This window comes from Bradyrhizobium sp. LjRoot220 (genome assembly GCF_964252915.1).
Classification (GTDB): Bacteria; Pseudomonadota; Alphaproteobacteria; order Rhizobiales; family Xanthobacteraceae; genus Bradyrhizobium.
On the sequence record NZ_CAXUPS020000004.1, the window covers coordinates 74,309 to 86,630 of the forward strand.

General features: G+C 61.9%; 15 protein-coding genes. 6 read left to right on the top strand and 9 right to left on the bottom strand.

Features of this window, described 5'->3' with window-relative positions:
* Positions 1–179: 179 nt before the first annotated feature.
* Complete coding sequence (locus tag ACSQ84_RS18705; protein WP_436213190.1) at positions 180–338, top strand: bacteriocin; 159 nt, start codon at positions 180–182, stop codon at positions 336–338.
* 174 nt (positions 339–512) lie between these two features.
* Here the strand turns inward: ACSQ84_RS18705 and ACSQ84_RS18710 are convergent, their stop codons facing one another.
* The 4 genes from ACSQ84_RS18710 to ACSQ84_RS18725 all read right to left on the bottom strand — a co-directional run bounded on the left by ACSQ84_RS18710 (position 513) and on the right by ACSQ84_RS18725 (position 5,597).
* A complete protein-coding gene (locus ACSQ84_RS18710; RefSeq protein ID WP_436213191.1) occupies positions 513–1,298 on the bottom strand; it encodes an AAA family ATPase in 786 nt (261 codons plus the stop codon).
* 596 nt (positions 1,299–1,894) lie between these two features.
* On the bottom strand, positions 1,895–2,290 hold the full coding sequence (locus ACSQ84_RS18715; RefSeq protein WP_436213192.1) for a hypothetical protein: 396 nt from the start codon (positions 2,288–2,290) through the stop codon (positions 1,895–1,897).
* Positions 2,291–3,063: 773 nt separating this feature from the next.
* A complete protein-coding gene (locus ACSQ84_RS18720; RefSeq protein WP_436213193.1) occupies positions 3,064–3,921 on the bottom strand; it encodes a PCC domain-containing protein in 858 nt (285 codons plus the stop codon).
* Between the two features lie 35 nt (positions 3,922–3,956).
* Positions 3,957–5,597: an acyl-CoA synthetase gene (locus tag ACSQ84_RS18725; RefSeq protein ID WP_436213194.1), complete on the bottom strand. Its 1,641-nt coding sequence runs from the start codon at positions 5,595–5,597 to the stop codon at positions 3,957–3,959.
* A gap of 186 nt (positions 5,598–5,783) precedes the next feature.
* On the opposite strand from ACSQ84_RS18725, the gene ACSQ84_RS18730 reads away from it, so the two are divergent.
* The gene (locus tag ACSQ84_RS18730; protein ID WP_283813479.1) at positions 5,784–5,912 is read left to right on the top strand and encodes a hypothetical protein; all 129 of its coding nucleotides are present in this window, start codon (positions 5,784–5,786) and stop codon (positions 5,910–5,912) included.
* Positions 5,913–6,023: 111 nt separating this feature from the next.
* On the opposite strand, the gene ACSQ84_RS18735 is transcribed toward ACSQ84_RS18730, so the two are convergent.
* Together ACSQ84_RS18735 and ACSQ84_RS18740 are read right to left on the bottom strand one after the other, a co-directional pair.
* Positions 6,024–6,428: an SPW repeat protein gene (locus tag ACSQ84_RS18735; protein WP_436213195.1), complete on the bottom strand. Its 405-nt coding sequence runs from the start codon at positions 6,426–6,428 to the stop codon at positions 6,024–6,026.
* A gap of 144 nt (positions 6,429–6,572) precedes the next feature.
* Positions 6,573–7,517, bottom strand: coding sequence for a tetratricopeptide repeat protein (locus ACSQ84_RS18740; RefSeq protein ID WP_436213196.1), 945 nt, complete (start codon positions 7,515–7,517; stop codon positions 6,573–6,575).
* A 107-nt stretch (positions 7,518–7,624) separates the two neighbouring features.
* Here ACSQ84_RS18740 and ACSQ84_RS18745 point away from each other — a divergent pair, with 107 nt between their 5' ends.
* Complete coding sequence (locus ACSQ84_RS18745) at positions 7,625–7,894, top strand: GNAT family N-acetyltransferase (protein WP_436213197.1); 270 nt, start codon at positions 7,625–7,627, stop codon at positions 7,892–7,894.
* A gap of 16 nt (positions 7,895–7,910) precedes the next feature.
* Here ACSQ84_RS18745 and ACSQ84_RS18750 read toward each other — a convergent pair whose 3' ends face one another.
* Positions 7,911–8,699, bottom strand: a complete 789-nt coding sequence (locus ACSQ84_RS18750) for a fumarylacetoacetate hydrolase family protein (protein WP_436213198.1) — start codon at positions 8,697–8,699, stop codon at positions 7,911–7,913.
* Positions 8,700–8,867: 168 nt separating this feature from the next.
* On the opposite strand from ACSQ84_RS18750, the gene ACSQ84_RS18755 reads away from it, so the two are divergent.
* Positions 8,868–9,026 (top strand): DUF1127 domain-containing protein, encoded by a 159-nt coding sequence (locus ACSQ84_RS18755; protein WP_436213199.1) that lies wholly within the window; start codon positions 8,868–8,870, stop codon positions 9,024–9,026.
* 82 nt (positions 9,027–9,108) lie between these two features.
* On the opposite strand, the gene ACSQ84_RS18760 is transcribed toward ACSQ84_RS18755, so the two are convergent.
* A complete protein-coding gene (locus tag ACSQ84_RS18760; protein ID WP_436213200.1) occupies positions 9,109–9,486 on the bottom strand; it encodes a DUF3597 domain-containing protein in 378 nt (125 codons plus the stop codon).
* 293 nt (positions 9,487–9,779) lie between these two features.
* On the opposite strand from ACSQ84_RS18760, the gene ACSQ84_RS18765 reads away from it, so the two are divergent.
* Positions 9,780–10,709: a DUF2189 domain-containing protein gene (locus ACSQ84_RS18765; protein ID WP_436213201.1), complete on the top strand. Its 930-nt coding sequence runs from the start codon at positions 9,780–9,782 to the stop codon at positions 10,707–10,709.
* Between the two features lie 270 nt (positions 10,710–10,979).
* Positions 10,980–11,795 (top strand): lytic murein transglycosylase, encoded by an 816-nt coding sequence (locus ACSQ84_RS18770; RefSeq protein ID WP_436213202.1) that lies wholly within the window; start codon positions 10,980–10,982, stop codon positions 11,793–11,795.
* 18 nt (positions 11,796–11,813) lie between these two features.
* Here the strand turns inward: ACSQ84_RS18770 and ACSQ84_RS18775 are convergent, their stop codons facing one another.
* A complete protein-coding gene (locus ACSQ84_RS18775) occupies positions 11,814–12,065 on the bottom strand; it encodes a hypothetical protein (protein WP_436213203.1) in 252 nt (83 codons plus the stop codon).
* Positions 12,066–12,322: the final 257 nt, after the last annotated feature.

Sequence of the window (12,322 nt, forward strand, 5' to 3'; positions counted from 1 at the left end):
ATCCGTTTGTGCCTTGAAGCCAGCTCTCGCTCCACGCTAGCGTACCTACTTCTCCCGCATCTCTCGTCGGCGGCCCAGCCACCTCATGTGACCCCCGTCACAGCGACGCGAAGCGTCTTGCGGCATTGTCCTGCCATCAACGGCGGAATGGTCCGCCCGATCTGAAAGGGAGCACCACAATGCAGAACATGGAACAGAAGAACTCGGAAATCGAAGTGTTGACGGATGCCGAGCTCGAGGCGATCAGCGGCGGGAACTGGTTTGGCGACGTTATTCGCGCCATCGGTCGCGTCTTTTCCGGGCCCGGCGACCTCCGCCGTCCGCTCGACCGCCCGTAATCGACATCATCTTCCAGACTGACCTCCGCGGCGGCAGCGGCCATCGCGGGGTTCAGGCTGGGACTTTTTGCTGACGCTGGCGTATCCAACTCGTAGCTTGTAGGGCGGGTTCTCTTTATCCCGCCATCTCGCGTGAAGCGCGGCGGGTTAAAGAGAACCCGCCCTACTGAGCCATCAAAACTGGTGATCGCCCCGTCGGCGCGGCGTCCATTCGTCGATCACGGCTTCGACAAAACCTGTCGGATCGTTGCAGAACTCGCGCGTGACCTTGTAATGGTCGGTCTGTTCGACGCTCACGGGCTCCAGGCCGTATTTGGTCAGCCGCAGCAACCGCGCGCCGGGATAGGCCATCAGCATCGGCGCGTGCGTGGCCATCACGACCTGGCAATGCGTCGATTGCTCCATGCGGTACATCAGCTTCAGGAATTCCATCTGCCGTGCCGGCGACAGCGCGGCCTCGGGCTCGTCGAAGATGAAGAGACCCTGGCGTTGGCAGCGCTCTTCGAAGAAGCGCAAAAAACCCTCGCCGTGCGAATAGGACAGGAAGTCCGAGCTGCTGCCGACCGAGTCGAGATATCTGGCAATCGAGAAGAAGGTCTCGGCGCGGAAGAACCAGCCATTGGTGATCTTCGGCAGCCAGCTCCCGCGCAGGACTTCGGACAATTCGCCTCCCATGACCTCCTTCGCGTCCGAGTGGTCGACGGCCCGGTAGCCCTTGGCGCCGCCCGCGTCGTCAAAACCCGAGAGCACAGCGATGCCCTCCAGCAGCGTGGATTTGCCGGTCCCGTTCTCGCCGGCAATGATCGTGATCGGCCGGTCGAACTCCAGTTCGAACCCGTCGCGCAGGAACGGCAGGCAGAACGGATAGGCCTCGCGGTCGGTGATTTCTGCCGGATCGAGCCAGACGCGACGGAGATACGGCGCGGGCATATCGATGACGCGGTTTCGCTTTTTACTCATGCAGGGCCTGACGACGGAGGGTCTGTACATCCAATAGGTGTGGCGGACTGAAATCAATAACGAAAAGAGAACTCCTGATCGCTGCGGCTTTTCCCAGATTTGAATGTGCCCGAAGTCACCGAGCAAAGGCACAGCCTCACGTACCCCCAAGCAGACAGGGGAAGCGCGCCTTTGGCGCGAGCCCCAGATGCGCAGTTGCGCATCGGGGATGACGACGCACAAATCCGGGACTGCGACAAAATAACCCGACGGGCAAATCACTTCTGATCTACAGAAACGGTGTCAAGCCAAAAATTTTAGAGTTTAAAAATAATTCGCTTTTCCAGAATGATAAACCAGGCTATATCTTCGCCCATCCCGTCCCGCCAGAGGGGCGTATCATGATCGTCACGATCGTTGGGACGGGTCGCGGTGGACGCTGGTAGCGCCGATAACGAACGGCACGAGAGCGTACGGCAAAGACGTGTGGTCCCGACGCCGCGTTGCTGGCGTCAATGCACCTGGAGGCAATAGCTTCCGGGGCGCAACGGAGGCAAAAGAGCCGTTCTCCGGGGAGAGCTCGTTATAAGCCGTAAAGCCATTGATTTCTTTTTGAGTCAGACTTCAGGTAACGCGGGCAGGCCCTTCATCCTCCCACCAGGAATGTAGCCCGCCTCGCAGGCAAGCACCGTGGCCGTGCCGCGTTCGAAATCGCCGGCTTCGACCGAGATCAATCGATAGCCGAGCCGAACGGCAAGCTGGCGCATCTCGGCGATCGCAAGGCGAAGCGCGGTCTCGTCGGCATGAACTTGCCGGAAGCCGACGATCTCGCATTGTCCGCTATCGCAAAGGCTCAGCCCCTCATTCGCAAGCGCCGCCGACATCCGGTCGTCGTGTTCGTCGCTCTCGCAGATGAAGCGACCGCCTATGTTCAGGCGTAACCGTCCATCGCCGGCAGAAAGCTTCCGGATGGCTTGATCGTCGTCCGTCCACGCTCGCTGATGCACTTCCATAAGCCGTATTACCACGATGTGCGCGAATGGTCGCTAAACCACAACATATAGCCCGACGGGCAAATCACTTCTGATCTACAGAATCGTGTCAAGCCCCGAAATAAAAAATATTTCGCTTTTCCAGAAGTGAAAACCGGTTTATATCTTCGCCTATCCCGTCCCGCCAGAGGGGCGTATCATGATCGTCACGATCGTTGGGACGGGTCGCGGTGGACGCTGGTAGTGCCGATAACGAACGGCACGAGAGCGTACGGCAAAGACGTGTGGTCCTGACGCCCTTAGGCTGGCGTCAAGTTGCGTCGGATTCATTTCGGCGCAGCGACGGTGGCAACAGAGTATAGGCTCACCGGGGAGAGCTCGTTATAAGCCGTAAAGCCATTGCGCAGGGAATGTCGGATGTTCTCCGCTGCCCTGTATGCTCGTGTGCACCTTTGTTTGTGCACTTCGCACACGAGATCGCGGGTGCAGCGCGCATCCGGCATTCCCTGCGCCCTCTGGATTTGGGGGCAAGGAAATTCTTGGCAAACCTCGGGCGCATTGCGCCGCGAGAAGGCGAAACTATTTCCACGTCGTCCCGGCGAACGCCGGGACCCATAACCCCAGGGAGTAGTTTTGAAGGTCTCTGTTACCGACCTTCAATTGAGAAATCACGCGGCATGGGTCCCGGCGTTCGCCGGGACGACAGTTATGTGTGGAGCCGCACCTTCGCGATGACGGAAGTGGCTGTCTGAAATTCAAATCAGAAATTGGCGCGAGCGTGCTCGTCACACCGCTCAAAGCACCTCGAGCACCAGCTCCATCGTCATCAGCACCGGGTTGTCGCCGCGCACCAGCCGGCCTTCGGCGATGCCGCCGAGATAATCCACCAGCGCGATATCGAGCGCCGCCTCCAGCGTACCATCCGCGGTTGACGTGATGGTGCCCGCGCGGATCGCGATCTCGGTCGCGAACGGCACCACGCAGCGGCCATCGGTAAACTGGGCGCCGATCGTGCTGCCGACCCCGCCATGAATTCGGGCATTGAAGATGGCGTGCTGCCGGCAGAACGATTCCAGCGCACAGGCGAAATCCTGGTTTGGCCGCAACCGCAGCGCAAAGGCCCGGCTGCCGGCGTTGGCATCGGTGGCCTCGCGCGGCACCGGCCCGAACAGTTTGAAGTTAGTCTCGGCATCCACCTCGGCGGTAAACATCGCACCGTCGATCCCGAACGCTTCCACCGCGAACGGTTCGGCGACGATGCTCTCCTCGGGCAGGATGTGACCGCCATGCAAATCGCCATCGGTCTCGGTCCACAGGCCATGGCAGTGGAAGAACGGCGCGCCGTCGCGCTCTCCCAGCGTCATCGCCGCGAATTTGAGTTGCGTGACGCCATCGGGCCGGAACGTGTCGCTGTAGAACGCGGCGTTGGCGCCGGTCTTCGACAGCGCCGGCATCACATAGGCGAACGGCCCGAGCGCCCCGCCCCGCATGCTCAGCACGCCGCCGGCAAATCCGGCCTCGGCAAAGCCGCGGCGCGCGGCTTCCAGCAGCGGCAGACCGGCTTGCAGCGTGAACGAAAACGCGCGGCCGCGCGCCTCGACCCACTGGATGCGTTCAGGGTTGGGCGGGCCCGGCTGGACGATGCTGCGCATTGGCTCAGCCGCGGCGCGATGTGGCTTCGCCGTCGTCATCGCGGCGCATCGTCCTTGGTCAGGTCAAGCAGCCCGCGCGCCTCCAGTTCGTCGCGCACCAGCCGCTTCGGAATCTTGCCGTAGCCGGATTTCGGCAGCGCCTCCCAGAAGAAGAAACGCTTCGGCATCTTGTAGCGCGGCACCTTCGGCGACAAGAACGCGGCCAGCTCTGCCTCGCTCACCGCAGCGGCGCCCTCGCGCGGCACGCAGACGGCGACGCCCACTTCGCCCCAGAACGGGTCGGGCACCCCGAGCACCGCGACTTCGCCGATCCCGGGATGAGTTAATATCTTCTCCTCGACCTCGCGCGGGTAGATGTTGGATCCGCCCGAGATGTACATGTCGGAAGCGCGGCCGGTGATGTAGACAAAACCTTCCTCGTCCATATGGCCGAGATCGCCGGTGCGGAACCAGCCGTCGCGAAACGCCTTCGCATTGGCATCGGGGTTGTCGTAATAGCCGGCGAATACGGCGGGGCCGATCACGCAGATCTCGCCGGTCTCGAACGGCCTGAGTTCGCGGCCGTCATCGCCCTGGATCGAGACCTGCATGCCGGTGCGCTCAAAGCCGCAGGTGCCGATGCGCGCGTGCGGGCTGTCCTCGGGATCGTGCAGGCTGGCCGGCATCACCGTGATGTTGCCGGTGACTTCGCCGAGGCCGAAATACTGCACCAACACCTTGCCCAGCTTGTTCAGCGCGGCCTTCTGGTCCTCGCGGTACATCGGCGCGCCGGCATAGATGACGAAGCGGAGCGAGGAATGATCGTAGCGATCGGCCGCGGGATGCTCGACCATCATCTTCAAAATAGTCGGTACCGTAAAAATGTTGCTGACGCGGTGCGCCTCGATCAGCCGGAACGCCTCGTTGATATCGAATTTCTCCGATGGCAGCAGGATGGTCGGCACCCCGCGCGCGGCCTGCACCAGCTGGTGCACGCCGGCGCCATGCGACAGCGGCGCCACCACCAGCGAGGCATCCTGCTCGGTGGTGCCGGGCATCAAATCGGCGAGATGGTTGGTGACCACGAAGGCCATCTGGCCGTGGGTCAGCACCGCGGCCTTGGAGCGCCCCGTCGTGCCCGAGGTGAAGAAGAACCAGCAGGGATCGTCATACTCGACCGCGGTATTGACGACGTTGGCGTCCGCATGCGCCGCAATGGCCGCGCTCACCGACTTCTCGCCAAAGGCGCCCTCGCCGATCCGCCAGACGAATTCCAGCGCGGGATTCGCGGCCGCGGCGGCATGCTCCGGGAAATCGCCGTGGCACAAAAACCCCTTGGCCCCGGAGGCGGTGGCGAGATAGCCAACCTCGTCCGGCATCAGGCGGAAATTGGTCGGCACCCAGACCACGCCGAGTCGGAACGCCGCGAACATCGACCAGAACATCTCGTCGCAATTCTTGGAATGCACCAGCAGCCGGTCACCCTTGACGAGGCCGCGTTCGGAAAGCGCCGCCGCCAGCGCAGAGACGGCGCGGTCGATCTCGCGCCAGGTCCAGGTTCGCTCGCCCCAGACAAAGCCGACGCGATCGCCATGGCGGCGGGCATTCTGGGTCACCAGATGCGCCAGATTCATCACCCGGTTCGACATCCGCGCCAGGCCGCCGCGCGGCGCGGCTGTGGTTACGGTTCCCGTCATGTCGGCACCGCCGCACTGCACAAGCCAGGCAAAATCATCATCGTTCCGCTTCTCAAAAACTGATCTGAACGTCCCAGCCGGACGTTAGCAGAAAGCCCGGCCGCTGCCAGCGGCGGCGCGTGCTTGTAGACGCGGCCGCATGGCTGGCTCATGGTGCAATCAACCAAATGTCGCCGGGAGATCATGATGGCCAATGAAAAAGGCCCGAACATCAAGAAGAAGCAGAAATGCAAGAACTGCGAGGGCAAGGGCCTGGTCAAGAAGGGCGACAATGTCGTGAAATGCCAGCGCTGCAAGGGGACCGGCGTGCGCTGACCTCTCCCCAGGAACCCGAAAGCCGTGGTCGATCCCGCAGATGCCCGACCACTTACCCCGCTGAAACCACAGACCTGCCGGTGACGGGCCGGCAGGTCCGTGTGCAAGGATTCACTGCGGATGCTTGGCGAGTTCCTGGTCGCTCAGGTGCCAATCCTGCCACAGCTGAAGCGCGCCGAGCAGCGCCACGATGGCGCCGAGTATCGGGTGCCAGACCGGGAGAAACGGGTCGCCGGAATAGCCGAACAGCCACGGTGAAGCGATCAGCCAGAGCCCGAGGACGATCTCGGCCACCTCCTCCCAGCGCTGCAATGCGACATACTCCAGCTGGGCGAGGCCGAATACCAGCATGCCGACCACGAATGTATTGAGGATCATGGTGCTGCGATCGGCGGTCATGACCTCGTTGGCCGGCTGCAGCGGAAACCAGGGCGACACCACGATCAGCACGCCCAGCAGCATGCCGAACCAGTCTTCCCACGATCGATGCTTACTGAAGAAACGAAAGTCCGACATAGAAACCTCCCGTGAAAAAGAGGCATACGTCAGCGGTCGGCCACCCCTGACAATTCCGATCTCGAACCACTTCCGGCCGCATCGGGGCGTATGTCTTCACAGGACGTAGGTACACCCTAACCGGTTGCAATACCACCAACCAATCTATTGCGCTGCGCCGAGCTGCTGCAGGCCGTCGCGCGCGGTGCGCAGGCCGGGATTGATCTCCAGGGCTTTGCGGAAATCCGCGATCGCGCCCGCCTTGTCGCCCAGCCGCAGCTTGGCATGGCCGCGGTTGTTCCAGGAATAGGCGTCGGCCGGATCGTATTGCAACGCCTTGCCGTAATCGGCAATGCCGCGCTTGGTGTCGCCCTGGTACAGCCGAATCATGCCGCGGTTGCGCCAGCCCCGCGCATCGGTCGGGGCGATTTTCGTCGCCGCGCCATAGTCGGCGGCGGCGCGCTCAAGCTGCTCGGTATCGCGGTAGACATTGCCGCGGTTGATATAGGCCAGCACATCCGGCTTCAGCTTGATCTGAACGCTGTAGTCGGCAATCGCACGGGCCATGTCGCGCTTGCGATAATAGAGGTAGCCGCGATTGCCGTAGGCGATCGCGAGCGATGGGTTGTGTTTGATGGCGGCGTCGAAATCGGTCAACGCGCGGTCGAGATCGCCCTTGTTGAAAAAGGCGTCGCCGCGGTTGTTGTAGGCCAGCGCAAAGGTCGGATCGATGCGGAGCGCCGCGTCATAGTCGGCCGTGGCGCGGTCGAGATCGCGCTTGAGGGCGTGGACCCGTCCGCGGTTGGTATAGGCACAGGCATAGTCCGGATCGAGCTTGATCGCCTCATCGAGATCGGCCATTGCGGCGTCGAGTTCGCGCTTCTCGGTCAAGCCGTGGCCGCGGTTGCAATAGGCGCCGGCGAGCCGCTTGCCGGTCTCGGTCCTGCCATCGATCACGACGCTGCAGGCCGTCACCCTCTCGTTCGGCGCGGTGGTCGCGCCGATACAGGCCTGCCAGCTCCGGTCAGCTTCCGCTGAAGCCGCAGGCGCTTGGGCGAGTATCGAGGCTGCACCCAGCAGCGACGCGGTCAAACAGGTCAAAATGCGCATGATGTCACCCCGGCAAGCGATTTCTCCCTTGGTCGCTCGTTTGCATCGCGGGGTTCACATGCCTAAATGAATTTGGATGAATGATGTGAATCGCAGGGATTTCTCGTATGACCGTCCGTGACAACAAGGCCCAAAGCCGCTTCGAACTCGACGCCGACGGCGCGGTCGCCTTTGCGAATTACCGGCTGACGCCGTCGGCGGTGATCATTACCCATACCGAGACGCCGAGGGCGCTGCGCGGCCGCGGCATTGCCTCCGAACTGGTCAGGGGCGCGCTGGAACTGATTCGCGCCGACGGCCACAAGGTGATCGCCGGCTGCGGGTTTGTTGTCGACTATCTGCACAAAAATCCGCAATTCGCGGATTTGAAGGCTTAGCCGTTTTGCGCGCTTCTCAGGCTATCCGGATCGACATATCCGGCAGCCCTTCCAGCTTGCACAGCAGCACATCACCCTTCACGACCGGGCCGACATTTTCCGGTGTGCCGGAATAGATGATGTCGCCGGCCTTCAGCTCGAAAGCCTCCGACAGCTTGGCGATCTGCTCGGCAACGCTCCAGATCATGTTCTGCAGGTTGGAGTTCTGCTTGACGGTGCCGTTCAGCGCCAGCGAGATCGCACCCTTGGTGAAATGTCCGGTCTTGGCGGCGGGGTGGATCGGGCCGAGCACGGCAGAACGGTCAAAGCTCTTGCCGATCTCCCAGGGCTTCTTCTCGTCCCCCATCGCGCGCTGCAGATCGCGCCGCGTCATGTCGAGGCCGAGCGCATAGCCATAGACGTGGTCGAGCGCCTTCTCCACCGGGATGTTGGTGCCGCCCGATTTCAGCGCCGCCACCAGTTCGACCTCGTAGTGATAGTTCTTGGTCAGCGAGGGATAGGGATGGTCGGCCACGCTGCCGATCGCGACGTTCTGGATCGCATCCGAAGGCTTCTGGAAAAAGAACGGCGGCTCGCGGGTTGGATCGGATCCCATTTCGCGCGCGTGCGCGGCGTAGTTGCGCCCGATGCAATAGATGCGGCGGACCTGAAACACGTCGGTCTCGCCGACGATCGGAATCGTCGTCGCCGGCACCGGGAATAGCGACTTCGGACCGGCCTGCGCATCGGCCGGCGCGCTTGCCGCCGCGCCCGCCAGCGCGAGCGCTCCGGTCGTTAGAATGGTTCTGCGGTCGAAGCTGTTCATCGTTCTCTCCCTGTTTGGCGTTTCTTGTTCGAACGCTGTCTTTACAGCGTTTTCGCACAAATTGCATGGCACCGTTGCTGCAACGCAGTGAACCGCGGCACGTCAGCTTGCGACCAACGGCCATCAGCACCGCAGAGGTGCCTCTCACCTACCGAACAGGAACAGACCATGTTGATCTCTTTGATTGCCGTCTTCAGGCGATACGCCCGCCATCGATCCGAACTCGCAAGCATCAGCCGGCTTGACGACCGTATGCTCCGCGATATCGGCGTCAGCCGCGGCGAACTCGCTAGCCGCAGCTACAGTGGGCGCCGGCCGTATCCCTGAACGGGCACGGTCGCACGTATTCCAAAACGAAGAAGGCCCGCGTCACCGCGGGCCTTTTGCGTATTCGATCAGAACGAAAGCGTCAGTGCTTGATTTCCGGCGGCAGCTTGCCGCCATTCGCGGCGAACTTGGTCATCACCTGCTTGTGCAGCCAGATGTTCATGCTCGCCGAATCATTGCTGTCGCCGGTGTAGCCAAGCTCCTTGGCGAGTTCCTTGCGCGCCGTGAAGCTCGAATCGATGTCGAGCGCCTTCATCAGGTCGACGATCGAGGTGCGCCACTCCAGCTTCTCGCCCTTGGCGGCCACGGCCTTGTCCAGGATCGGAGCGACATCGATCGTTGCCGCCGGTGCTGCGGATCCGCCGGCGGCAGCGCCGCCTGCAGCCGTTTCGCCAGGAGCCGGCGCCGCGTCTGCCTTGGTGCCGAAGATCGCGCTCATGATTTTTCCGAAAATGCTCATCGTTCACTCCCAGGGGAATTGAATAGATATGTCGCTAGCGGCGCTGTTGACCGGCAGCACCAGACCGGGCTCGTTCGCAGTTTAGCCAGCCAATTGTGGCTTGCCAATGAAACATTCACCCAGGCGTGAGTGCTATTGTCTCGCTTTGGGCGTACACTGCTGGTTCAGTTCGCGACATGGCCAGTTATGCTTCCTGTCTTCGCGTCTGGTCTGATCGCGATCATTTTTGGAAACGGCACGTTTGCGCCCTCCAAGCAAGCGCAAGATGCGGCCGCCAAAGGGAGACGACGACCATGGCGACTCCAATTCATGGCACTTCATACCAAGGCAATGTCGCATCACTGTCGCAGAGCGGACGGAACGCCGCGAATGCGCCAGTGATCCGAACCATCGGCCTTTCCGATTTGCACCGGGCTTTGCAGCTCGGCTGGGAGGATTTCAAAGCCGTTCCAAGTCACGCCATCATCCTGTGCGTGATCTATCCCGTGCTCGGATTGGTGCTGGCGCGCACGGTGCTGGGTTACTCGGTGTTGCCGCTGTTGTTTCCGTTGGCCGCAGGCTTCGCCCTGCTCGGCCCGTTCGCGGCCGTTGGTCTGTATGAGATGAGCCGCCGTCGCGAGAGCGGCGCACCCGCGTCCGCGTGGGATGCGCTCCAGGTGCTGCGCTCGCCCTCGTTCGGCGCCATGCTCGGGCTCGGCGTCCTCCTGCTGACGTTGTTTGTGACCTGGGTGGCCACCGCGCAGGCGATCTACATCGCCGCATTCGGCTATGAAGGTGCAACGGGCATAAGTGATTTCGCGACGCTGGTGCTGACGACACCGCAAGGCTGGTGGCTGATCGTGGTCGGCTGTGGCGTCGGCTTCCTGTTCGCCCTCGTAGCCCTGTGCATCAGCGTCGTATCGTTCCCGCTGATGCTCGATCGTCACGCCGGCGCCGGCGACGCGATGGTGACGTCGCTGCGCGCGGTCGCACGAAATCCCGTGCCGATGGCGATTTGGGGTTTGATCGTGGCGGTGCTGCTGGTTGCGGGAACGCTGCCGTTCTTCCTCGGCCTTGCGGTCGTCATTCCGCTGCTCGGCCACGCCACCTGGCATCTCTATCGCGAAACCATTGAACCGGAACTCAATCCGCAGCCGCTTCCGCCCCGCGCCCCCCGCGCACGCAAGCCTGCGGCGGACTTCCCCGCGAATCTGTTTCCCTGGCGGCGCAAGGAAGGCGCATAGGCCTTGCGGGCGTAGCGAGATCAAACCGTCGGTCATCGATCGGCGGTTCGGCGTCTGTTCACGCAAGCATCGCGCAAGACTGTTCTCGGCCGCCTCGCAGCCTCGGCCCTCGCATCCAGAATTGCCTACCAATTGAGCGCCGGGACCGATGACAGGTTTGTGTCGGCGATGACGAAATGACGGCCTTGTTTTGGCCGCTGTTGCTCCGAACATTTGGTGTGGTTTCGAGACTAATGTCGATCATGAATCGACCTTGGAGCGAACGACACTATGACCTCTCGCGTTTCTGTTCGGACGTTGGCGCTGGCTGCCCTCCTCCTGACGTCGGCAAGCCCATCGATGGCAGCACCCTGTGGCACCGGCGCGTTTGAAAGCTGGCTAGACGACTTCAAGAAGGAAGCCGCGGCGAAAGGCATTTCGCAGTCGGCCGTTCAGGCCGGGTTGACCGGCGTGGCGCTCGACAAGGCCGTCATCGCGCGCGACCAATCGCAGAAGGTCTTCAGCCAGAGCTTTGAGGAATTTTCCGGCCGCATGGTGCCGCCGCGGCTCGCCCGCGGCGCCAACATGCTCAAGCAATATGGCTCGGTGCTGGCGCGGATCGAACAGACCTATGGCGTACCCGGCGAAGTGCTGGTGGCGATCTGGGGCCTGGAAACCGATTACGGCGTCAACATCGGCAAATTCCCGACGCTGCGTTCGCTGGCGACGCTGGCCTATGATTGCCGTCGCACCGACCTGTTCAAGGCCGAGTTGATGGACGCGCTCCGCATCGTCGAGCGCGGCGATATCGCGCCACAGGACATGCGCGGCGCCTGGGCCGGTGAAATCGGCCAGACCCAGTTCATGCCGTCGTCCTACATCAAATATGCCGTCGATTTCGACGGCAACGGCCGTCGCGACCTGCTGCGCAGCGTGCCCGATGTGCTGGCCTCGACCGCGAACTACCTGGCAAGCCACGGCTGGCAGCGCGGCAAGGACTGGGAGCCCGGCAGCGCGAATTTCGCCGTGATCCAGCAGTGGAACAAGAGCGACGTCTATTCCAAAACCATCGGCCATTTCGCGACCCAGCTTGGGCGCGCGCCCTAGGAATCAAAGGGCCGGTCATTAGTCGATCGGCCCTTCCGATGATGCCTCAGGCGACGAGGCAATCAACGGCCCCTTCGGCAGTAAATCGCCTTGGACGCAAAATCTCGAAAACAACCCCATGCAAAGAAAGCCGCGGCTTCGGCTCGCGGCCGCCATGCTCGCCATCGTTAGAGTTCCAATCCATTCCCATCCGGGAAAACAGCCAAATTCAAATGATAGAATGATTTTCAGTTCACTCTTAATTCGAAAAACTGCATGCGACTCAGGCATGCGGAAACTCCTAAAAGCATGGCAATACGTAACTCAGTGGCTGCTTTCAACGCCGCTTTGCTCGTGTTTCCTGAGTCGATACAGACCCCTGTCTGCGCAACAGGACTTGTGCTTCATTCCCGATAACCCCACGGTTTTAAGGAAGTTTCTTGCCTGATTTCCGAGCCGGTGCGACCGCCCTTGCCGCTCGATTAGGCAACTGTCCTGACAGGTTAATCAGACCTTACCGAAGCCATGCGATTTTGGATTAGCTGCAC